The sequence below is a fragment of the Pseudomonadota bacterium genome (assembly GCA_016719885.1).
In the GTDB taxonomy this organism is placed as follows: domain Bacteria; phylum Pseudomonadota; class Gammaproteobacteria.
Window position 1 is genome coordinate 364,075 of sequence record JADJYF010000026.1, and the last position, 22,550, is coordinate 386,624.

The following is a 22,550-nucleotide window of genomic DNA, read 5'->3' on the forward strand; positions in this document are numbered from 1 at the left end:
GCGCGCCGCCCCCGGCCTCGTTGACGCCCCTCATTTGTCGGCGCGCACGCGCGTCGGGAAGGTGATCTTGTAGAGTCCGGCCTGGCGCGCGGCGTCCATCACGTCGATGACCGATTGGTAGCTCGCGGCGGCGTCGGCACTGATGATGACCACCGGCTCGGCGCCGCTCTTGTGCGCGTCGTTCAGGGCCCGTCGAATGGTCTCGAGCTGGGTGTTGAGCAGGGCCTGGTTGTTGACGAACACATTGCCCTGGTGGTCGATGGCAATCTCGATTTTGTCCGGTGGCTCGCTCGGCACCTCCTTGCTCGCCTGCGGCAGCGTGAGCTCCATCTTCGACTCGCTGACGAAGGTGGTGGAGACCATGTAGAAAATCAGCAACACCAGCACCACGTCAATCAGCGGCGTGACGTTGAGCTCGAACTCGTCGTTGCGCGGCGCGCGGAAATTCATGTCGGCCGGTCCGTGTCCGCGCCGCCCTGGCTGTGCATCGCTTCCACCAGCTTCAGCGCTTCACTTTCCATGCTCACCACGAAGCCCTCGATGCGGCGGTTGAAATAGCGGTAGAAAATCAAGGCCGGAATGGCGACGGTCAATCCGCTGGCGGTGGTGATCAAGGCCTCGGCGATACCGCCGGCCAGGATCGAAGGGTCGCTGACGCCCTGCTTGGTCACCGCCGAGAAGATCCGAATCATGCCCATCACCGTGCCCAGCAGGCCGAGCAGCGGGCCGATGGACGCGATGGTGCCGAGCACGTTGACGTAGCGCCCGAGTTCGAACACCACGTGCCGCCCGACTTCCTCGATGCCTTCCTTCATGCTCGCGCGATCGGCGTGGCGATGGACAAGACCCGCGGCCAGCACCCGCCCCAGCGGCGATCCGCTTTTCAGTGCCTGCACGCGGCGCTCGTCCAGCGTTCCCGCCTGCGCCCACTGCCAGACCTGCGCGACGAGGTTGTCCGGCACCACGCGCTTGCGCTGCAGGGTCCAGAATCGCTCGATGACGATCGCGAGCGCGACGACGGAGCAGGCCAACAGCGGCAGCATCACGATGCCGCCGGCAATCACCATTTCTAACACGAGTTGAAATTCTCCTGAAAAGCGTCGGCCCGCGACCGGACGGCGGGCAGACATTAGCAAACCGCGCCTCCCCTCGAAAGTGGCGAGGCTCGCGGCGCCTCATGGCGGTCGATGATGCCACCAGCCCCAATGACGCGCGCGATAGCTCTCGACATGCAAGCCATCGCTCGACACTTCGACCTCGATGGCGCCGAGGTCCGCGCCGTTCATGACCCGCGCGCCGGCCGCCCGGTAGCGCGCCACGATTTCGTCTCGCGGCAGCCGGTAGCGGTTGTGATGGCCGGCCGCGATCAGCGCCACGCGCGGATGCACGGCATCGACGAAGCGCGGGCTGGATGAACTGCTGCTGCCATGGTGCGGCACGCTGAGGACGTCGGCCGCCAGTGCCGACGGCCCGCGCGCGAGCAGCTCACGCTCGGCCTCGATGCCGATGTCGCCGGCCAGCAGCGCGCGTCCGTGGGCGCCGCGCACACGCAGCACGCAGGAGCTGTCGTTGCGCGGCGCATTGCGTGCGCCGGGGTGTGGATGCAGGACCTCGAAAACCACGCCGTCATGACTCCAGGTCAATGGCGCATGACAGGTCTCGGTGGCCACGGCGCGCAGACTCGCGATCGCCTCGCTGGCGAGAACGCGCGCAACCGGCACGCGCGCGAGCAGCGAGGCGGCGCCGCCCGCGTGGTCGAGATCGGCGTGACTCACCACCAGCGCATCGAGCCGGTGGACGCCGAGCGCACGCAGCGCCGGCGCCACCACGCTTTCGCCGGCATCGCCGCCATCGAACCAGCGCGGCCCGGCGTCATACAGCAGCGCGTGGTGGCGGGTGCGCACCAGTACCGCGAGGCCCTGGCCGACATCGAGTTGCAGGACGCGGAACTCGCCGTCGCGCAGCGGCCGCTCACGCGGCACCAGCGCGATGGTCAACAGCAGCGCGCCCAGCCAGCGACCGGCCACGGCGCGCGGCAAGGCCAGCAGCGCCAGTCCCACGCTCCACAGCGCGCCACCGACCAGCCCGAGCTCATGGTGCAGTTGCCAGGTCGGCGCTTGCGCCATCCACGTCAACAGCGCCTCCAGCGGCGCCCACAGTCGCGCGGCGCAATCCCAGGCCAGGGCTGCGGCCATCGGCGCAAGCGGCGCGCACACCATGCCGAGCAACACCAGCGGCACCACCAGCACGTTGCTCCACGGCACGGCGATGAGATTGGCGAGCGGCGCGCACCACGGCACTTCGCCGAACAGCAGGGCCGTCAGTGGCGTGAGCGCGATGGCCATGATCAGGTGGGTGCGCCAGGCGAGACGCCATGGCGTCAAGCGCTCGCGATGGCCGGCCAGCGCCACCAGCACCGCCACCGCGCCGAACGACAGCCACAGTCCGCTGCCGAGCAGGCACAAGGGATCCCACGCCACGAGTACCGTGAGGCTCGCGAGCCAGGTGTCCCAACTCACGGCGCGGCGCCCGCGCAATGCCGCGATGGCCGCGAACGCGACCATCACCGCCGCGCGCACCGACGGCACGCCGGCGCCGGCGACGCAGGTGTAGGCCCACGCGCACAGGGCACTCGCGATCCACGCGGCACGCAGCACCAGGTAGTCCTGGCGCCAGGCCCAAGCCAGGCCCAGCAGCCAACGACACAGCGCAAAGCAGGTGCCGGCGGCGAGCGTGATCTGCAGGCCGGAGATGGCCAACAGGTGCGCGGTGCCGGTGCGACGCATCACTTGCCACTGCGCATCGTCGAGCGCGCTGCGATCGTCCACCGCCAGTGCCTTGAGTGGACCGACCGCCCGCGGGTTGACCACCGCGCGCGCGATGTCGCGCGACAGCCATGCGCGCAGCCCCGCGAGATCGCGGCGCGTGGCGATGTGTTCACAGCGATTGCCGGGGTGCGCGACGACATGGCCGCTGGCGCCGAGGTGCTTGACCAGCGCCGCGCGTTCGACGTCGCGCCCACCGGGATTGGCCAGCCCGCGCGGACGCCGCAGTCGCACGTGCAGTTCGCACCAGTCACCGAGGCGCGGCGCGTGGGACGCATCTCGCCAACTGACGCGCGCCTGCGCCGGCAGAGGCGCGTGGCGCGCGCCGCGCGCTTGCACGTCGCCGAGTTCGAGCACGACGCCAGCAGGGCCGGGCATGGGAAAGCCAGTCACGCGCGCACCGATGACGAGCGCCTGGTCTTCGTGAACGCGGGGCAGCAGTTCATGTTCCGCACGTGCTTTAGCCCATAGCGCCCAGCCGCTGCCCGCGACCAGGCACAGCCACAAAGCCAGCAGGCGCCAGCGCCGCCGACACGGCAGCAGCGACAACAACAACAGGCAACACAGGAGCGCGGGGCGCGCGGCGGTGACGAGACCGCACAGCGCACCCACCACGAAGCACAGGCCGACAAGTCGCATACGTCATCCATGACAGGTGCGGAACAAGCGCGCGGCAGTGTAGCGGATTTGACCTTTGCACGCCGCGCCCCGAACATGGCGCGGCGGTGCGCGAACGGCGACACCCGGCCATGCAGTGCAGAAATCCCGGCCCCGCGACATGAGTCCCAAGCAAAAGCTCCAGCGCTATTTCAGCAATCGCGACGCGATTCTGAATTCACGCGTGGGCGGCTGGCTGGGCGCGCATCTGCATGATCCGGAGATCTGGCACTTCGGCCGGCGGGCGGTGGCGGGCGCCGTCGGCATCGGCTTCTTCCTCGCCTTCGTGCCGCTGCCCATGCACATGGTGATGGCGGTGCTGTTGGCGCTGGTGTGTCGCGTCAACCTGCCGGTGGCGGTGGCCGCGGTGTGGATAGCCAATCCGGTCACGGTCGCGCCGATGTTCATCTTCGCGCTCAAGGTCGGCGGCCTCGTCACCCATCACGACATCGACTTTGGCGCACTTGACTTCGATGCCACCTGGGACAATGTCCGCGACGTGTTCGCTCAGCTGTGGCTGCCGCTGGTGGTCGGTTGCCTGCTGTGCGGCGCGGCGGCCGGCGCGCTCGGCAATGCCGCGGTGCGCGGCCTGTGGCGCCTGCATCTCTTGCGACGTCTGAAGCAGCGCCGCCATCGACGCCGCTGACGCGCTGACCCGCACCGCTAGCGCGGGCCCGCGGTCCGCAGCGCGCCCTCCTCCAGCCACAGCTGGCGCTGCATGCGCGCGGCGATGCGCTCGTCGTGGGTCACCACCACCACCGCGGCATTCTGGTCGCGACACAGCTCGAGCAGCAGATCGCAGGCGGTCGCGGCATTGCGCGCGTCGAGATTGCCGGTCGGTTCGTCGGCCAGCAGGCAGCGCGGCGCGGTGACCAGCGCGCGCGCGATCGCCACGCGCTGGCGCTCGCCACCGGACAATTCCGCGGGCCGATGTTCGATACGATGGCCAAGCCCGATCCGTTCCAGCATGGCGCGCGCGAGGCGCGCTGCTTCCGCCGCCGGGCGGCGCCCGATCAGCAGCGGCATCGCCACGTTCTCGAGCGCGGAAAACTCCGGCAGCAAATGATGGAACTGGTAGACGAAGCCGAGATTCTGATTGCGCAGGCGCGCGCGTTCACGCTCGCTGGCGCGCGCGAGATCGTGGCCACACAGCAGCACGCTGCCGCTGTCCGGCGCATCCAGGCCACCGAGGATATGCAGCAAGGTGCTCTTGCCCGAGCCCGACGCGCCGGTGATGGCCACGGTCTCGCCCGCCGCGACACCGAGGTCCACGCCGCGCAGCACTTCGACCACGCTCGCGCCATCGTCGAAGCGACGTCCGGCGCCACGGCAATCGATCACTTGTTCAGTCATGCCGCAGGCCTTCGCTGAGGTTGGTGGTGGCGGCCAGCCACGCGGGATACAGGGGTGCGGCGAGGCTCAACAATGCCGCCAGCACGGTGGTGAGAACGAAATCGCCACTACGCAATTCGGACGGGATGTTGCTGATGTAGTACACCTCCGGCGACAGCACCTTGAAGCCGAACAGCCGCTCGACGCCGGCCACGATCACATCGATATTGGCCGACAGCAGGCCGCCGCATACGACGCCCAGCACCACGCCGATGGCGCCGGTCACGCCGCCCTGCACCAGGAACACCCACATGATGTCGCGCCGTTCGAGCCCCAGTGAACCGAGCATGGCGATGTCGGCACGCTTGTCGGTGACCGCCACCACCAGGATCGAAACGACATTGAACGCCGCGATGCCGATGGCCAGCGCGAGTATGACGAACATCACGGTCTTCTCGATGTGCAGCGCGCGAAACAGGTTACGGTGGGTGTCGGTCCAGTCACGGATGCTGCCATCGTCGGCGCGGCGCTGAAGGCTGGCGGCGAGGCTGTGCTTGACGGCCGTGGCGGCGCCGCCGTCGGCAAGCTTGACGCGCACGCCATCGATGGCGTCGGCGCTGCGGAACAGGCGTTGCGCGTCACGGAGATTGATCAGCACCAGGCTGGCGTCGTATTCCTGCAGGCCGAATTCGAACACGCCGGTGATCACGAAGCGCTTGAGTCGCGGCACGAGACCGGCCGGCGTGACGCTCGGCTGTGGCGTGATGAGCGTCAGCGTGGCGCCGACGTCGACGCCCAGGGATTCGGCGAGTTCACGGCCGATGATGACGCCGAACGGCGTGTCGGCCAGCGCCGCCAGGCTGCCGGCCTTGAGATGCGCTTCGAGCTGGGTGACGCCGATCTCACGCGCGGCATCGATGCCGCGCGCCTCGACCGCACGCACCGCGCCGCGATCGGCAATCAGCACGTCGCGCGTCACGTAGGGCGCGGCGGCCACCACGCCCGGCTGGCTGCCGACCTGCTTGAGCAGCGCGTGCCAGTCGGCGCCGGGTGGACTGTCGACCTCGAGGTGGGCGGCGAGACCGAGAATGCGATCGCGCACCTCGCCCTCGAAACCATTCATGATCGACAATATGGTCAGCAGCACCGTCACCCCCAGCGCGGTGGCGACGATGGCGGTCAGTGAAATGAAGCCGCTGAAATGATTGCCACGCCGCGCATAGATGTAGCGAATGCCAATGAACCAATCTACCGGCGCGATCATGGGCGCGGATTATAGCGAAAAGCTTGTCCCTGCCCGCGACGCATGTACACGCGCATGAACGTTCTTGCCCTCGAGACCGCGACCGAGGCCTGCTCGGTCGCGCTCGCGACCGCCGGCGGCGTGTTCGAACTTCACGAGGTTGCGCCGCGCCAGCACACCGACCTGCTGTTCACCATGGTCGATCGCGTGCTGGCCGAGGCCGGCATCGCGCGCCAGGCGCTGGATCTCGTCGCCTTCGGTCGCGGCCCCGGCGCGTTTACCGGCGTGCGCGTCGCATCCTCGGTGGCACAGGGCATCGCGCTGGCGTGCGACCTGCCGCTGGCGCCGGTCTCGACCCTCGCCGCGCTGGCCGCCGGCGGCGCGCGCCTGCATGGTGGACGCGAGGTGCTGGCCGCCATCGATGCGCGTCGTGACGAGATTTATTTCGCCGCCTACCGTTTCGATGCGCGCGGCGAACTCGAACAGCAGTCGATAGCCGATTGCGTGCTCGCGCCCGAGGCGGTGACGGTGGCCGCGCCCGCCGCGTGGCTGGCGGTCGGCAATGGCTGGTCGGTGTACGCAACGCGCTTCGCCGACGACCTGGCGGCGGTACGGCGCGTGCCGCTGCTGTTCCCCCACGCCACCGACGTCGCGCACCTCGGCGCCGCCATGCATGCGCGCGGCGACAGCGTCGACGTGGCCCACGCCCTGCCCCTTTACCTGCGCGGCGCCCTCGACTGAGCGCGGCCGGCGAGGCGCTCCGGGCGCCGCGCCGGACCGCCCGGCAAGGGTGTTTCCAGCACCACAAGACGGGCCTCAGCGGCGCGGTCGGCGGCGGTTTGCGCGTGCCCGCGCTAAGCCCCTGATCCCCCACGCGATCTGCCGATCCATACAGGATTTATACCCAGTTTTTACCCAGATTGCGGGTCGTTAATCCACAAAAGAACCACACTATCTTGTGGTTGTTAATTTTCTTGACCACATTTTGTTGTGGGTGCTATATAGTCGCCTGCATCGCGACCAGAACAACAACAGGCGTGCTCACGACAGCGCGCCAGCAGCCACGCAATTGATATCGGGAGGCGACATGGAATTTGAGAATGCGGCCGTGCGCAGGGATGTGATTTCGGCTCCGGCAGCCTATGCCCACGCGGAGTCCACCGCGGAAATCAGCGCCACCGCACCGGGTGATTTCAAGGTCATCCGCCGTAACGGCAAGGTCACCAGCTTCGACGGCAACAAGATTCGCGTGGCCCTGACCAAGGCCTTCCTGGCCGTCGAGGGCAGCAGCGCCGCCGCCTCCACCCGTATCCATCAGCGCGTCGACGAACTGACCGATCAGATCCTGTCCGCGCTCACGCGCCGCATGCCCGCCAGCGGCGCCACCCACATCGAAGACATCCAGGACCAGGTCGAACTGGCCCTGATGCGCGCCGGCGAACACAAGGTCGCGCGCTCCTACGTGCTGTACCGCGAAGAGCGCGCGCGCGAGCGTCAGGCCGCCAAGGACAAGCAGGCGCCGGCGCCGACCCGCAGCGCGCTGCGCGTGACGCTGGCCGATGGCAGCAAGGTGCCCTTGGACGAGAACCGTCTGCGCAAGGTCGTGGAAGAAGCCTGCCACGGCGTCGAAGGCGCGGTGCCGGCCACCGTCATCGAGGAAGCGTTACGCTCGCTGTTCGATGGCGTGTCGGAGTCCGACGTTTCCAAGGGCGTGACCATGGCCGGCCGCCTGTTCATCGAACGCGAACCGAATTACACGCTGGTGGCAGCGCGCCTGTTGCTGGACACCCTGCGCCAGGAAGCGCTGAGCTTCCTGAACCACCGCCGCGACGAGGCGACCCAGACCGAGATGGAAGAGCGCTACCCGCTCTACTTCGAAGCCTACGTCAAGCGCGCCATCGACCTCGAACTCATGGACCCGCGCCTCGGCAACTACGATCTCAAGCGTCTCGGCGCGGCCTTGAAGCCCGAGCGCGATTTCAACTTCACCTACCTCGGCCTGCAGACCCTCTACGACCGTTACTTTCTGCAGAGCCGCGGCACGCGCTTCGAACTGCCGCAGGCGTTCTTCATGCGCGTCGCCATGGGCCTCGCCATCAACGAGATCGAGCCGGAAGAGTGGACCATCAAGTTCTACGACCTCTTGTCGTCCTTCGATTTCATGAGCTCGACGCCGACGCTGTTCAACTCCGGCACGCTGCGTCCGCAGTTGTCGTCGTGCTACCTGACCACGGTGCCGGACGATTTGGAGGGCATCTTCAGCGCCATCCGTGACGACGCCCTGCTGTCGAAATACGCCGGCGGCCTCGGCAACGACTGGACGCCGGTGCGCGGCATGGGCGCGCACATCAAGGGCACCAACGGCAAGTCGCAGGGGGTGGTGCCGTTCCTCAAGGTCGCCAACGACACCGCGGTGGCCGTCAACCAGGGCGGCAAGCGCAAGGGCGCGATGTGCGCCTACCTCGAAACCTGGCACATGGACGTCGAGGAATTCCTCGAACTGCGCAAGAACACCGGCGACGATCGCCGCCGCACCCACGACATGAACACCGCGAACTGGGTGCCGGACCTGTTCATGAAGCGCGTCGTCGAAGACGGCCAGTGGACGCTGTTCTCGCCCGACGAAGTGCCGGATCTGCACGACGCCATCGGTCCCGAATTCGAGCGCAAGTACACGCAGTACGAAGAAATGGCCGAGCGTGGCCAGGTCCGCAACGTCAAGCGTCTGCGCGCGGTGGACCTGTGGCGCAAGATGATCGCGATGCTGTACGAAACCGGCCATCCCTGGATCACGTTCAAGGATGCCTGCAACCTGCGCTCGCCGCAGCAGCACGTGGGCGTGGTGCACAGCTCCAACCTGTGCACCGAGATCACGCTCAACACCCGCGCCGGCCAGGAGATCGCGGTGTGCAACCTGGGCTCGGTCAACCTTGCCCAGCACGTCACCGACGGCCAACTCGACGAAGCCAAGATCGCGCGCACCGTCAGCATCGCCATGCGCATGCTCGACAACGTCATCGACTACAACTACTACAGCGTGCCGACCGCGCGTGCCGCCAACCTGCGCCATCGCCCAGTCGGTCTCGGCATCATGGGTTTCCAGGACTGCCTGTACCAGTTGCGCATCCCCTACGCCACCGAAGAAGCGGTGAAGTTCGCCGATCGCTCGATGGAAGTGGTGAGCTACTACGCGATCAAGGCCTCGACCGATCTCGCCGCCGAGCGTGGCGTGTACGCGAGCTTCGACGGCTCGCTGTGGAGCAAGGGCATCCTGCCCATCGACTCCATTCGCCTGCTCGAGGAAGGGCGCGGCGGCTACATCGACATGAACCACGACGCCAGCATGGAATGGGAAAGCCTGCGCGAGCGCGTGCGCAGCGTCGGCATGCGCAACTCCAACTGCATGGCGATCGCGCCGACCGCGACCATCTCCAACATCTGCGGCGTCAGCCAATCGGTGGAACCGGCCTACCAGAACCTGTTCGTCAAGGCCAACCTGTCGGGCGACTTCACCGTCATCAACATGTTCCTGGTCGACGACTTGAAACGCCGCAAGCTGTGGGACGAGGTGATGGTCAACGATCTGAAGTACTACGACGGCAGCGTCGCCCAGATCGATCGCATTCCGAACGAGTTGAAGGAACTGTACGCCACCGCCTTCGAAGTCGATCCGCGCTGGCTGGTGGAAGCCGGTTCGCGTCGCCAGAAATGGCTGGACCAGGCGCAGTCCCTGAACCTGTACATGTCCGAGCCCAGCGGCGCCAAGCTCGACAACCTCTACAAGCTGGCGTGGGTGCGCGGTCTGAAAACGACCTACTACCTGCGCACGATGGGCGCCACGCACGTCGAGAAGAGCACCCTGGCCGACGGTCGCCTCAATGCCGTGCAGAAGATGCCGGTGGCCGAGGAAGGACCGAAGGTGTGTTCGATACTCGACCCCGATTGCGAAGCCTGCCAGTAAGCGCGGCACGCACGACGAGACGCTTTGAGAGGATAGACGATGTTGAATTGGGACGACCCGATAGCGAAGTTCAAGTCCGGCGCGAGCGCCCCGGCACCGGCGCCGACGCCCGTGGCGGTGGAACGCCATGCACGCGCGATGGCGGCCACCGAGGCGCTGGTCGAGATTGAACGCGAAGAAATGCGCCAGGAAGTACGCGTGGAAACGCGCGTCGAGCACGCCGTGATGCGCGCGGTCAGCGCACCGGCGCCGACGCCGGTCGAGCACGACGATGCCGATCACGGCGCCACCGGCCTGGAAGAAGTCGAATTCGGCGCGCGCCGGCTGGCGGTCGACGACAAGAAGATGATCAACTGCCGGGCCGATCTCAACCAGCTCGTGCCCTTCAAGTACAAGTGGGCGTGGCAGAAATACCTGGATGGCTGCGCCAACCACTGGATGCCGCAGGAAATCAACATGAATGCGGACATCAGCCTGTGGAAGGACCCGGACGGTCTGACCGCCGATGAGCGCACCATCATCAAGCGCAACCTGGGATTTTTCTCGACCGCCGACTCGCTGGTCGCGAACAACCTGGTGCTGGCGGTGTATCGCCTCATCACCAACCCGGAATGCCGCCAGTACCTGCTGCGCCAGGCGTTCGAGGAAGCGCTGCACACCCACGCCTACCAGTACTGCATCGAGAGCCTCGGCCTCGACGAGGCGGAAGTGTTCAACATGTACCGCGAAGTGCCGGCCGTGCACAACAAGGCGGCGTGGGCGCTGCGCTTCACCCAGAGCCTGGGCGATCCGACCTTCAACACCGGCACCATGGAAGCCGATCAGCGCCTGCTGCGCGATCTCATCGCCTTCTACGTGGTGTTCGAAGGGATCTTCTTCTACGTCGGCTTCGTGCAGATCCTGTCCATGGGCCGCCGCAACAAGATGACCGGCGTCGCCGAGCAGTTCCAGTACATCCTGCGCGATGAATCGATGCACATGAATTTCGGCATCGACGTCATCAACCAGATCAAGGTCGAGAATCCGCACCTGTGGACCGAGGCCTTCCAGAAGCAAATGATTGGCTTGATTCGCGAGGCGGTCGATCTGGAAATCGCCTACGCACACGACACCATGCCGCGCGGCGTGCTCGGCCTCAACGCCAACATGTTCGAGGATTACCTGGGTTTCATCGCCAACCGGCGCTGCGCCCAGATCGGTTTGCCGGAGCAGTACCCGGGCGCCAGCAATCCGTTCCCGTGGATGAGCGAGGTCATCGACCTCAAGAAGGAAAAGAACTTTTTTGAAACTCGGGTCACCGAGTACCAGACCGGCGGCGCTCTTAGCTGGGACTAATTGGGCATTAGACCAGACCTCCTCGCATGGGAGCTAAGATGCGCTGCATTCGCTGGTGAGGCTGGCAACAGCCTCACCAGCCTTTTTAATCCTCTCGCTTGCCCACCCCTTCGTCGCGCCGCCGCGCGATTGCCGTTCACACCCGTTCGATGCCTGCCCCCGGCAACTGCGCCCTGCTGACGCCGCGCGATGAATTGCTGAAAGCAATGCTTGCTGGTCACGCGTAGCGCTACGCTACCGGCGGCGAGCAGCGTCGAGAAATAATCGTCGACCACGCCTTGTGCGGCGAGGCCGGCGTTCGCGGCGGCGTGCAAGGCAGAAGGCGCCAGGGACTTCACCAGCAGCAAGGCCTGCGCGTCCAGGCGCCGCGCCAGCCACAGCGCGATGCTGTCGGACGTCACCGCCCACGACATCGGCAGCTCGGTGGGCGCGAAATCCGGCGGCGGCACCCACAGGCAATCGCCCTCGGGCAATGACGCCGGCGCCTGGTCGCCGGACGGCGTCGACCACAGCGCCAGCCCGGGCGCCAGCGCCTGCAGCACGCGCGCATTGAGGCGCATGGTGTCGAGCGCGAGTTCATGCGCCACGCGGTCGTCGAAGTGCCAGCGGGCCTGCAGCGTGCGCACCTCGTCGGCCAGCGCGCCGCCGCCCGTCACCACCACGCAGCGTACCTGCGGCGACGGCGCGCTACACGCCGCGAGCCAGTCGCGGAGTTCGTCGGCGGCGAGCAACGCGCCGCCGAGCTTAATCACCCATGTATTGAACGGCGGCATCGGCGAATACGTTGAGCAGCGCGGCGGCCTTGTCCAGGCTCTCCTGGTATTCGGCCTCGAGTTCGGAATCCATCACGATGCCGCCGCCCGCCCAGCAGTACAGGCGTTCGTTCTGGTAGAGCAAGGTACGGATGGCGATGTTGGTGTCCATCTGCCCGTCCTGCGACAGGTAGCCGATGGCGCCGCAATAGATGCCACGACGCGTCGCTTCCAGCTCTTCGATGATCTGCATGGCGCGCAGTTTCGGCGCGCCGGTAATCGAACCGCCGGGAAAGCAGCCGCGCAGCGCCTGCAAGGCGTCGACATCGGCGCGCAGTTCGCCACGCACGCGGCTGACCAGGTGATGCACGCGCGCATAGGATTCCACCGCGCACAGTGTCGGCACCGTCACGCTGCCGACCGCACAGGTCTTGCCGAGGTCGTTGCGCAGGAGATCGACGATCATGACGTTCTCGGCACGGTCCTTGGCGCTGGCCGCGAGTTCGGCGGCCAAGGCCTGGTCGCGAGCCCGATCGGCGGCGCGCGGCCGCGTGCCCTTGATCGGACGCGTCTCGATCGTGCGGCCACGCACCTCGATGAAACGCTCGGGCGAGGAACTGAGCAGCGCCGCTTCGGGCAGACGCAGGAAGGCGGCGAAAGGCGCGGGGTTCAGGCGTCGCAGCCGCAAATACGCATCGAAGGGATCGCCGGCCGCGCGCGCCGAGAAGCGCTGGGTGTAGTTCACCTGGTAGCAATCGCCGTCGGCGAGATAGCGCTTGATGCGCGCGAAGGCCGACGCGTATTCGGCGAAACCGAGATCGGGCGCGACCGCCGAGGTGACCACGAAGCGCGGCGCCAGCACCGGCGGCGTGAGCGTGCGCGGTATCGCGACCAGCGCCAGCGCCTCGGCCACGGCCTGCGAGGACAGGCCGCGATGCACGAACCACGCGCGCTGTTGCTGGTGGTCGACCACCAGCGCACGGTCATGGATGCCGACCGCCATTTCCGGCAGGTCGATGTCGCGCGCGGCGGTGGCGGGCAAGCTTTCCCAGCGGCGCGCCAGGTCGTAGCTGAAGGCGCCGATGGCGCCGCCGCAGAACGGCAGGTCGAAGCCGTCCACGCTCGGCCCAAGGTGGGCGCGCAGGAGCGCGAATGGATCCTCATCGCTGTGCCGCCCGACACCGTCCTGCTCAATCAGCGTCGTCGCGCCGCGCGTGCGCAGACGCACCGGCGGGTCCCAGGCGACGATGTCGTAACGGCCGCTGCCCGGCGCGAAACGGCAGCTGTCGAGGAATGAGAACCACGGCCGTGACGCGAGACGCTGCACGCGCACGGCCGTGTCCGGCCAATATTCGAGCTCGACGCGCGCGGGCTGCGTAAGGTTCTTCATCGCGCGAGCCACAGGAGTCTCGCCACCGCCACGGCCGGCGCCGCCAGCGCGATGTCCGAGGCCAACGACGCATCGGCGTCCAGCAGCGAGGCGAAGGACCGGTAGGGCCGCTCTTGCCGGGCTGCGATGCGGGCGGCCAGCATTGCGCCGGCACCGGCGCCAATGACGGGCAAGCCACGGCCCGCCTCGGCGGCGCGCCCTGTTTGCAGCGCCAGCGCATCCTCGATGTCGCGCGCCTGGCAACGGGCGAGATGGGTCGCCACGGCGTCGATATCGTCAATGCTTGCGTCGACACCGAGGTCGCGTCCCAACATGCGCGCAATGCGACGCGCGCTCGATGGCTTGTCCTTGGCGCGGCCGTCGGCCGTCGCCATCTGGTCGTGTCGTTCGTCCAGGCATCCGAGCACCCGGTAGACATCGGCCATGGTCGCGAAGTACTCGGCGGCCACGGTCTGCCACGCGCCGCGCACCGGCACGCGCCGCGCGACGGCCATCAAGGGCGTGCGCACCACCCCGGTATACAGCAGTTCACCGCTGACCAGACGCGCGGCATCGTCGCGTCCCGTGCAGCGCACCTTGCCGTTCTCGATGAGGATGACGTCGGTGGTGGTGCTGCCGATGTCGAGCAGCACGCCGGCCTCGACGCCGCGTGCCGCGAGCTGGGCGGTGGCGAGCCAGTTGGCCGACGCCACCGCGGCGCCGGCTGCGATCGCCTGGCTGACGCTCAGCCAGCCCTGCTCGCCGGCGTAGACCTGTACGGCCGCGCGTGGCCCGAGCGCCGCGCCCAGGCATTCGAGGATGGCGCGCACACCGCTGGCGCGATCGGGAAACACATCGCACAACTCGCCGGTCATGGTCATGCCATGCACCGCTGACGAAGCAAGCGCACCGACACCAAGCGCGGCGCAGGCCTCTTCCAGTCGCGCCACGCCCTGCCACAGCGGACACGCCACCTGGCGCACGTCGCGCAGCCGCCCGCTGGCGTCGAGGCGCGCTAATTTCAGGTGGGCGCCGCCGATGTCCCAGCCAAAAAACTCGCCCGTCATGCCATGCTCGTCACGTACGGCGCGCGCGGCATGCCAGCGATGCCTGCGTTACCATGCGCCGCGCACAACCTTGGCTTGTCACTCATTCGCATGGACATCATTCCTGTCATCGATCTCAAGGGCGGCGTGGTGGTGCACGCACGGCGCGGCGACCGCGGCAATTATCGCCCGCTGGTGACGCCGTTGGCGAACAGCGCCGAGCCACGCGCGGTGGTCGACGGCATCCTCGCCCATGGCGATTTCTCCCAGCTCTACATCGCCGATCTCGACGCCATCGGCGGCGGCGCGCCGCACCTCGCCATCATTCACGCGCTGGCCCTGCGCCACCCTCGCCTGCGCCTGTGGCTGGACTCGGGGTTACGCACACCGACGCAGTACACGGCCTTGCCGGCCTTGCCGAACATCGACGTGGTGCTGGGCAGTGAATCGCTGCCCGGCATCGAGGACTACCACGCCCTGTGCGACCTGGTGCCGGCCACGCGCCGCGTGCTGTCGCTCGACAGCTCCGCGCAAGGTGACCCCTTGGGTTGCGCTGCGCTGTTCGATGACGCGGCACTGTGGCCCACGCGCCTCATCCACATGACGCTCGCGCGCGTCGGCAGCGGTGGCGGGCCGGACTTCGAGGGGCTTGCCGCGCTGCGCGCGCGTGCGCCGCATTGCGCGCTGTACGCGGCCGGTGGCGTACGCGACGACGCCGACCTTCGCGCACTCGCCGCGCAGGGCGTGGCCGGGGCATTGGTGGCGACCGCCTTGCATGAAGGCCGCATATCGACGGCGACGGTATGAGCGCGACACCAAAAAAAACGCCCCGCATGGGCGGGGCGTCTCGCGGCGGCTGATGCCGCCGCTCGCATCGGGCAGTGTGCCTTAGCTGTGGGCCTGGAACGGATGATCCACCGAGCCCTTCTTGGCGACCACTTCCGAAGCCTTCGGCGAACGCGCGATGGCGCGCTGGATCGACTGCTTGGTGGCCTGGTAGTTGTAGTCCTGGATCTTGGCGTTGTCTTCCGCCAGCCAGTGAATGAACACGCCCACGCAGATGAAGATGTCATCGGCTTCGGCGGCCGGGATGGTGCCATCCTCGACGCTGTCGGCAACGGCCATGGCCACACCGCGCTGCGCCGGGCCGAACATCTGCACGGCCTGCTTGGAACCCTTGATGGTCACCTTGTTGAACATCACGGTGTTCGGCTTGCACGCCAGGTTGGGTGCAACCACCGCCAGCAGGCTGCTGAAGCCGTCCTTGTTGTTGGTGATGCAATTACAGAAAGCGGCTTCCGCGGCGCTGCCGCGCGGCCCCATGATCAAATCGATGTGGGCGACTTCATTGCCATCGCCGACCAAGGATTCGCCTACCAGAACACGATCTACCACTGCCATGCCTTGTTCTCCTTCTAATGCTGCTGAGTGTGCAGTCTGAGTTGTGAAGAGTGCTTTGAAAATCGACATTGCGCCAACCCCTCGTCAGCGTTCGTATACGCGTGCGGCTTAGGAATCGGCACGCGCCCGCTTTGTTATTGTCCTGCGAGACGCGATTGCAGCAGCAGTACCGCGACGCATGCCACGGTCAGGTCCGCGCTGGTTCCCGGATTGACGCCTCTTGCTTTCAATTCGTCGTCGAAGTCCCGTAGATGGGCGACGGCCGCTCTTGGATTCTCGCACGCTTTAAGGGTCGATTCCACCGCTCGGGCGCGCGTGGAAACCTCCATGGCAAGCGTGTTTCCCCACTTCCTTTCGATGTGCGTATCGGGCGCACGCGCAAGCAGGTGGAGATAACACGCGGTGCTTGCCCAGGCCAGCGAACGCCAGCGTTGACGTGCCGCCACCAGCAGCGGCACGCCCACCTCGAAGATCTCGGCGTAGTCGCTGACATAGGCAGCGGCAATGCGGTCGCGTACGGAGGCGAGCTGCATCGCATCGCGCAGCCCCATGGCGGGCGGCGTGCGCACATCGCCCTCGTGCACTTCGCCGAGCCCGGCCGGCGCGGCCACGCAGATGGCGCGAAAGCAGGCCGCCGCGTCCTCGGCGTCGAGCGCGCACAGCTGGCGCGCGAGTCGCGCGCGCAGGTCGCCTTGCGCGAGGTCCTGCGCGGCGCGCGCGAGCGGCGCCAACAGCAGGACGATGCCGAGATTGGTATTGCATCCCACCGTCGCGATGGTGGCCGCGACCGCGCCTTCGATGCGTGCGCCGATGCTGGCCGCGGGTGCGCTCAAGCACGGCACCGCGACCTCGGCGCTGCGCAGGAAGTCGCTCGCCGCCATGCCGTGGCCGGCCGACCACAGGCTGACATTGCCCGGTTTGAATGCGACCACGTCCATGCGACAGGCTTTCGCCAGTGCCGCTGCCACCTGGCCTTGGTCCAGCGATACGCTCATGCGTGCGCCGCGTGCACGCGGCGCAGACAGGCCGCGGCCAGCGCCGCGGTGATGTCGAGACCGGTGGCGAATTGCAGGCCTTGCCAGGCGGGAATGCCGTTGACTTCCGTCACCAGCCAACGGCCGTCGGCATCGCGCAGCAGATCGACACCGGCGTAATCAGCGTCCACCGCGCGCGCCGCCTGTTCCGCCCAGTGCGCGAGTTCATCGCTGAGCGGCAAGGCATGACAACTCGCGCCCTGCGCGCGATTGGTGATCCAATGACTGCTGATGCGCTGCATGGCGGCCAGCGCCCGCCCCTCCACCACCATCACGCGATAATCGCTGTAATGCTCGGCGTCGAGCGCGATGAAGTGTTGGAGGTAACAGACTTCGCCCGGCATCAGGTAACCGAGATCCGACATGGCGGTGATGCGCCGCAGCCCTTTGCCCTGCGAGCCGAACAATGGCTTCTTGACCAGCGTCACGCCCGCGACAACGCATCCTCCACGTAGGCGCGCGTACGCTCCAGCGATTCGCTGACGAAGGTCGCGGGCGTGGGTATGCCATGGCCGTGCAGCAGCAGGCTGGTCATGGCCTTGTCTACGGTGCGTTCGATGGTGCGCGCCGAATTGATCACCGGTACGCCGAGCGCGGCGAGTCGATGCAGCACATCGAGACGCAAGGTAATGGCTTCCAGCGAGCCGCCGGGAATGCCACGCACGAACACGCCGTCGGGCAAGGCATCGCCCAGCGCACCGACGACGAAGCCGGCGGCATTGGCCTCGAGATCGACGTGGCACTCGGTCAAGGACACGTAGCTGGCATGCGCGCCGTGTGCGGCGAACCACGCGCTCAGCTGCGCACCGTGCCAGCCCGGTTCGTCCGTGAAAATAACGATGCGCGGCGCGCGGGCAGACCGATTCACGCGCCGAAGGACTGCTCCAGCAAGCCGGCATTCAAGGCGCCGCCGCTGAAGCTGCGGCCGCTCTTGACGTTGGTCACGGTGACCATGGCCGGCGAGAACAGCATCGGGTCGACCTTGTAGAAATCGTAACCATAGCCCTTGAACACTTCGGCGAATGGCTTGCCGAAGTCGCGTGAGGCCGACGACGGCATCTGCTCGGCCAAGGCCCGCGCCGCATCGTCGTCGCTCGCCACGTAGAGTTGCACCTGGCCGCCGAACAGGATGGCATCGTTGGTGCGCCCCATCGCCTTCATGAAGTTCGGCGACGGCGGCGGCAGCGGCGCGCTGGCCGCGCCGTCGACCAGGTCAGCGAGCGGGAATTTCAATTCGTGCAACTTGTGCAACGCCACTTCCAGCACGCGCGCCACGATTTGCACGCCGCCGGCAAGGCTGGTGGTGGGCGTGAGTATGATGGTCAGCTGCTCGGGGCGGATGCCGCAACGTTCGATGATCTTGTCGGCTACCGGCGCGGGCGGCAGCTTGTCGACTTCCAGCACGATCACCGTGTCGCCGGCCGGCGTGCGATAACCGAGTTCATCGAACAAGGGTTCCTTGCTGCCCATCGCGCGCGCCGGCCCGGAGCCGAGCGCGAAGAACGCCTCCTTGCCCTCGCCGTGATTGAGGCTCCAACCCGCGTATTGAGAAGCGAGGCATGCGATCAACGGATGGCTGGCGGTGACATTGACCTGCCACGGCCATTGCGCGAACGGCGAACCACTGGTGATCGTGACGCAGCCCAGGCCGCCCATGCAGATCTCGCTGATGATGCGTCCCGCTTCGAGGCCACCGACGTGGGCGATGCCGGCATCGATGATGGTCACGCCGTTGTCGAGGCGGCTGACACCGACACGGTAGCGCGCGGCGTGCTCGCGCAAAGCGCTGACCAAGGGTTGCACCGCGAGATTGACGTTACAGTTCCTGTCGAGCTTGAGTTCCGACATGTTGACCTCCCCTCACATGTTTCTTATGTCTATGCTTGCCGGCAGCGGCGCGCGCGCGGGCATGTCGAGTAATGCGCGCAGGTCGGCATAACGCTTGCGAAGCAGTTGCGCCAGCGCGGCGTGCGTGGCCGACTCCGCGCGCACGGTGCACAGGGGCGCACCTTGCACTATCAGGCTGCCGGCCGGCGGGCGATCCGCTATCCATTCGGGCCAGGCCACGGCGCGCGGCACGCGCCAGTCACACTCCGCGTACAACACCAGGTGCGCACGCTGGCGCGAATCTTCGCGGCTACTATACAAGAGCGTCTGGTCGGTACAAGCCGCGAGATGCGCGCTGAACATACGCTGCCGTTCGGGCCACAGCTCGAGTGTGGCCGTCGGTCGCGGATTGATATCCACCAGCAGCGGCGCGTGCCCTTCGCGCCACAGGAAATCAATGCCGAAGCAGCCGCGCAAACGCAGCGCTGCGGCGAGCACCGCGCCGATGTGAACGAGTTGCCGACGCAACTCGCCAGGCACTTCGTCAAGACGACGCGCGCCCTCGTAGCGAAAGCGCGATTGACGATGCCAACGCAGATGCTCGGAGCAGCCCTGCAAACGCGCTTCGCGACCATTGCCGATGAACAGCGCCGAACGACTCGCGCCCTCGACGTGCCGCTGGTAGTAGCGCGCGATGCCTCGCCTGCCGTCCTCTTCCAGCACGCTCACGTGCGCGCCGCCGCTGCCGCCCGCCTGCTTGCTCAACCAGCCTTGCACGCGACGTGGCGCTTGCCAGCGCGTGGCGGGTGTCGCGATGCCGGCACGTCGCAGGCTTGCGAATAGCGCCGGCGGATTGAGCAGGCAACGATAGGCATAGTCATCGCAGCCGAGCACGGTGACGTGCCGCGCAAGCTTCGCCAACACGCCGGGCGCGCGCTCGAAGGCGCTGCCACACACCACCGGCAGCGGCCCCTGCAACGCCTGGTAGGCGGCCACCGCGCCCAACAGTTGGCGGCCATCGAAATCGAAATGCCTGTCGGGCTCGAGGACCGTGGTGCTGCACGCCGCGGCGCGCGTGTCGTCGTCGCCGAACAGGTCGATGGCGTGCGGCACATAACCCGCCTCACGCGCCATCTCGACCAGTGGCCGCGCGGTGCGGGCAACGATCAAGAGGCTATTTTTTTTGGCGGGCAACAATCTCACGCGCGGTCGCGAACGCTTCCTCGTGGGCCAGGAACACCGGGTTCGGGGCTGCGTACATCTGTTGCAGCAACGCGGTGTGCACCTTGTACTTGATGTCGCCGATGGCGAGCGCGCCTAGCGCACTGGCTTCATGACCGCCGGCCAGCGCCAGCGCACGCCCCTTGTCCTTGACGCCGACGCCGGCGATGCCGGCGGGCGGCACGGCGTTGGCGTCGGCGATCACCGCCAGACGGGAGGCGACCTGCAAGGTATCGGCGCTCACCACTTCGACACCGGCGCGCGCGGCGCTGAACAACACCTCGATATCCGGCAACCAAGCGCGCACCGCCGCCGGCGAACTGCCATCCAGGCCGTCGAGTTTCACCTCGTGCGCGCGACTCAGACGATCGGCCGCCACCAGCGCCGCGCCACGTCCTTGGTGACTGACGATCGCCACCTCGGCGCCGCAGCGCGCGGCGAGCAAGGCCGTGCACACACCCACCGGTCCGGTGCCGCCGAACACGCACACGCGGCGCCCCTCGAGATCGCCGCCGGCCTTCTTGCGCGCCCAGTGCTCGGCCAGCGCCACCATTGCCGCGGCCGTGGTGATGGCGCCGCTGGGATCGGCCATCACCGACACCGTGAAGGGCGGCACCATCGCGGCCCGCGCGGCCTCCAGCATCTTCAAGGCCAGATCGAATTCACGGCCGCCGATGAAGATGCCGGTGCGACGTACACCTTCCGGGCTGCGCGAGAAAATCGTGTCCTGGGTGAGAGCCTGGATCTCCTCCAGTTCGACGTTGCAATACGGGATCACCGCGTCGAACTTGGCTTCATAGGCCATGTTGATGTCGAACGGGCTGACGTACTTGGTGGGGCTGAAGATGTGCAGCAGGTGGGGATGTTGCATGCTGATTGCTCCCGCAGATTTCAAAACTTCGCGCGACTGTCGACGCGCCGCGCGCGGTCAGGCCAAGGCAATGCGAGGCGCCGTGCTCGGCGCGTCGCGCTCGATGCGGGCGCCGTGATTGCGTGCCGCCGTGATCATGTAATCGAGGCCGGGCATATCGACACAGGCGTGCCGCAACTCGGCGACCACGTCTTCGGCCGCTGCTTGCGATGGCGTGAACACGAAGGCGGTCGGGCCCCAACTGCTTTGTCCCACGCCGGCCAGGCCACACACCGCCTGCACGTGGTCGACGGCCGCGCGCACGCGCCGACTGGTGTAGGCGCCAGCCGCCTGCATGGCCGCGAAATAATCGCCGACGATGGTCTGCACTTCGGCAATGGCAGTGCTGAAGCCGTCGAAATCCTGCTCCGCCACCGCCGGCAGCAGCGTCATGAGCGTGGCGTGGCATAGGCGCGCCGCCTGTGCTCGCGGCATCGGCTCGAGCGCGCCAAACGCCGCGCTCTCGGCGCGCCCGCTCAGGCCTTCGCTGGCATGATCGAAAATCAGCACGATGCGCCAGTGCGCGGGAAACGGCAGGCGACTGATGATGGGCGGACTGCTGGTCAGCGGACCATGGCCGCCGTCGACGATGAGACCACCGTGCTCGAACAGGCCAAGACCGATGCCCGAGCGTTTGCCGCGCCCGAGCAGGCTCGCGAGCTCCGTGATGTCGGCGCTGCGCGCATTGGCTTCGAGCAGCGCGGTGCCGACCGCAAGCGCGAGCTGCGTGCCTGAGCCGAGCCCGGCGTGGGCCGGGATGCTTTGTTCTATCTCGACGCGCAGGCCGTCGTTCAAACCGTAGTGGCTGATGACGTTTGCCGCGTGTTCGCGCGCGCGTTCACTGCCCGCTCCGGTCATCACGAACTCGGCATACGGTGCCGCACTGACAACGGTCGCGATGTTGTCGAGCGCCAGCCCGATGCTGCCGAAGCGCCGGCCACGGCTCGCGCTCGGATCGAGAAAGCCCAGGTGCAGGCGAGCCGGGGCTTCAATGCGCGTACTGCGGGGTGCTGTCGCCATCGCTGTTCGTGATCCATGGAATGCCTTGGATTATAGGATGCGGTGACGATCTTCGGACAGAGGCGCGCGCCCTCGATCGAGGTCGACGGCAAGCCTAGAGTGGCATCGCGAGCTGTGTTAGTTTTGCTTGCAGGACGCGCCCACGGCGATGGCAAACATGGACATCGCCAAGGCACCGGTGTCATCGGATCGGGATTGCATAGCGTGAGCGAAACTCAGCCACTGGTAGAGAGCGCCGACAAAGGCTCACCACACGCAGCCGTATGTCCGTTCTGCGCCCTGCTGTGCGATGACATCGCGCTCGCCCCGACGCCCGATCGCGGCTTCACCGTCACGCGCAACGCGTGCCGCCGCGCGAGCCAGGACTTCGCACGCGCGCCGCTGTCTCCGACACCGCGCGTAGGCGGACGCGAAGTCACGCTCGATGCCGCGATACGCGCCGCGGCGAAAATCTTGAAGCCCGCACGTCAAGCGCTGTTCGCCGGCCTCGCCACCGACGTCGACGGCATGCGTTCGGTCGTCAATCTTGCCGAGCGCTGCGGCGCCGCCCTCGATCATGCGCACGGCGAAGCGCTGGCGGCGATGGCGCGTCTGCTGCAAACCCGTGGCTGGTATGC

The 22,550-nt window shown here is 67.1% G+C and carries 19 protein-coding genes and 1 pseudogene; 5 read left to right on the forward strand and 15 right to left on the reverse strand.

Annotation, left to right across the window (positions count from 1 at the left end; genetic code table 11):
• Window positions 1-30: 30 nt before the first annotated feature.
• From IPM80_22420 to IPM80_22430, 3 genes are all read right to left on the reverse strand, one after another.
• Window positions 31-450: a biopolymer transporter ExbD gene (locus IPM80_22420; protein MBK8961101.1), complete on the reverse strand. Its 420-nt coding sequence runs from the start codon at window positions 448-450 to the stop codon at window positions 31-33.
• Window positions 447-1,076: a MotA/TolQ/ExbB proton channel family protein gene (locus IPM80_22425; GenBank protein MBK8961102.1), complete on the reverse strand. Its 630-nt coding sequence runs from the start codon at window positions 1,074-1,076 to the stop codon at window positions 447-449. Before IPM80_22425 ends, IPM80_22420 begins: the two co-directional genes overlap by 4 nt.
• A 99-nt stretch (window positions 1,077-1,175) precedes the next feature.
• Window positions 1,176-3,464 carry a DNA internalization-related competence protein ComEC/Rec2 gene (locus IPM80_22430; protein ID MBK8961103.1) on the reverse strand — a complete coding sequence of 763 codons (2,289 nt, stop codon included), beginning with the start codon at window positions 3,462-3,464 and terminating at the stop codon, window positions 1,176-1,178.
• 139 nt (window positions 3,465-3,603) lie between these two features.
• Between IPM80_22430 and IPM80_22435 the strand changes: the two genes are divergently transcribed.
• The gene (locus IPM80_22435; GenBank protein MBK8961104.1) at window positions 3,604-4,128 is read left to right on the forward strand and encodes a DUF2062 domain-containing protein; all 525 of its coding nucleotides are present in this window, start codon (window positions 3,604-3,606) and stop codon (window positions 4,126-4,128) included.
• Between the two features lie 17 nt (window positions 4,129-4,145).
• Here the strand turns inward: IPM80_22435 and lolD are convergent, their stop codons facing one another.
• Both lolD and IPM80_22445 read right to left on the reverse strand, forming a co-directional pair.
• Window positions 4,146-4,835, reverse strand: coding sequence for a lipoprotein-releasing ABC transporter ATP-binding protein LolD (lolD, locus tag IPM80_22440; protein MBK8961105.1), 690 nt, complete (start codon window positions 4,833-4,835; stop codon window positions 4,146-4,148).
• Window positions 4,828-6,078, reverse strand: a complete 1,251-nt coding sequence (locus IPM80_22445) for a lipoprotein-releasing ABC transporter permease subunit (GenBank protein MBK8961106.1) — start codon at window positions 6,076-6,078, stop codon at window positions 4,828-4,830. Before IPM80_22445 ends, lolD begins: the two co-directional genes overlap by 8 nt.
• A 54-nt stretch (window positions 6,079-6,132) precedes the next feature.
• Here IPM80_22445 and tsaB point away from each other — a divergent pair, with 54 nt between their 5' ends.
• From tsaB to IPM80_22460, 3 genes are all read left to right on the forward strand, one after another.
• The gene (gene tsaB / locus IPM80_22450; protein ID MBK8961107.1) at window positions 6,133-6,798 is read left to right on the forward strand and encodes a tRNA (adenosine(37)-N6)-threonylcarbamoyltransferase complex dimerization subunit type 1 TsaB; all 666 of its coding nucleotides are present in this window, start codon (window positions 6,133-6,135) and stop codon (window positions 6,796-6,798) included.
• A gap of 346 nt (window positions 6,799-7,144) precedes the next feature.
• Entirely contained in the window at window positions 7,145-10,018 is a 2,874-nt protein-coding gene (locus IPM80_22455; protein ID MBK8961108.1) for a ribonucleoside-diphosphate reductase subunit alpha, read from the forward strand.
• 138 nt (window positions 10,019-10,156) lie between these two features.
• On the forward strand, window positions 10,157-11,353 hold the full coding sequence (locus tag IPM80_22460) for a ribonucleotide-diphosphate reductase subunit beta (GenBank protein ID MBK8961109.1): 1,197 nt from the start codon (window positions 10,157-10,159) through the stop codon (window positions 11,351-11,353).
• Here IPM80_22460 and IPM80_22465 read toward each other — a convergent pair.
• The 3 genes from IPM80_22465 to IPM80_22475 are packed head-to-tail and all read right to left on the reverse strand — an operon-like array spanning window position 11,350 to window position 14,541.
• On the reverse strand, window positions 11,350-12,105 hold the full coding sequence (locus IPM80_22465) for a hypothetical protein (protein ID MBK8961110.1): 756 nt from the start codon (window positions 12,103-12,105) through the stop codon (window positions 11,350-11,352). The two genes, IPM80_22460 and IPM80_22465, sit on opposite strands and share 4 nt — an antisense overlap.
• Window positions 12,098-13,495, reverse strand: a complete 1,398-nt coding sequence (gene pabB / locus IPM80_22470; GenBank protein MBK8961111.1) for an aminodeoxychorismate synthase component I — start codon at window positions 13,493-13,495, stop codon at window positions 12,098-12,100. Before pabB ends, IPM80_22465 begins: the two co-directional genes overlap by 8 nt.
• Window positions 13,492-14,541, reverse strand: a complete 1,050-nt coding sequence (locus tag IPM80_22475) for a hypothetical protein (GenBank protein MBK8961112.1) — start codon at window positions 14,539-14,541, stop codon at window positions 13,492-13,494. The genes pabB and IPM80_22475 overlap by 4 nt, the downstream gene beginning before the upstream one ends.
• 90 nt (window positions 14,542-14,631) lie before the next feature.
• Here IPM80_22475 and IPM80_22480 point away from each other — a divergent pair, with 90 nt between their 5' ends.
• On the forward strand, window positions 14,632-15,327 hold the full coding sequence (locus tag IPM80_22480) for a nickel transporter (GenBank protein ID MBK8961113.1): 696 nt from the start codon (window positions 14,632-14,634) through the stop codon (window positions 15,325-15,327).
• Between the two features lie 81 nt (window positions 15,328-15,408).
• On the opposite strand, the gene fae is transcribed toward IPM80_22480, so the two are convergent.
• The 7 genes and pseudogenes from fae to IPM80_22515 form a co-directional block, all read right to left on the reverse strand.
• Window positions 15,409-15,921 carry a formaldehyde-activating enzyme gene (fae, locus tag IPM80_22485; GenBank protein ID MBK8961114.1) on the reverse strand — a complete coding sequence of 171 codons (513 nt, stop codon included), beginning with the start codon at window positions 15,919-15,921 and terminating at the stop codon, window positions 15,409-15,411.
• A gap of 134 nt (window positions 15,922-16,055) precedes the next feature.
• The gene (locus IPM80_22490) at window positions 16,056-16,916 is read right to left on the reverse strand and encodes a triphosphoribosyl-dephospho-CoA synthase (GenBank protein MBK8961115.1); all 861 of its coding nucleotides are present in this window, start codon (window positions 16,914-16,916) and stop codon (window positions 16,056-16,058) included.
• A pseudogene (locus IPM80_22495) lies at window positions 16,913-17,823 on the reverse strand (RimK family alpha-L-glutamate ligase). Before IPM80_22495 ends, IPM80_22490 begins: the two are co-directional and overlap by 4 nt.
• Window positions 17,820-18,803: a methenyltetrahydromethanopterin cyclohydrolase gene (locus IPM80_22500; protein MBK8961116.1), complete on the reverse strand. Its 984-nt coding sequence runs from the start codon at window positions 18,801-18,803 to the stop codon at window positions 17,820-17,822. The pseudogene IPM80_22495 and the gene IPM80_22500 overlap by 4 nt, the downstream one beginning before the upstream one ends.
• 12 nt (window positions 18,804-18,815) lie before the next feature.
• Window positions 18,816-19,952, reverse strand: coding sequence for an ATP-grasp domain-containing protein (locus IPM80_22505; GenBank protein MBK8961117.1), 1,137 nt, complete (start codon window positions 19,950-19,952; stop codon window positions 18,816-18,818).
• Between the two features lie 4 nt (window positions 19,953-19,956).
• Window positions 19,957-20,874 (reverse strand): methylenetetrahydromethanopterin dehydrogenase, encoded by a 918-nt coding sequence (locus IPM80_22510; GenBank protein MBK8961118.1) that lies wholly within the window; start codon window positions 20,872-20,874, stop codon window positions 19,957-19,959.
• 57 nt (window positions 20,875-20,931) lie between these two features.
• The gene (locus IPM80_22515) at window positions 20,932-21,933 is read right to left on the reverse strand and encodes a GHMP kinase (GenBank protein ID MBK8961119.1); all 1,002 of its coding nucleotides are present in this window, start codon (window positions 21,931-21,933) and stop codon (window positions 20,932-20,934) included.
• Window positions 21,934-22,550 lie beyond the last annotated feature (617 nt).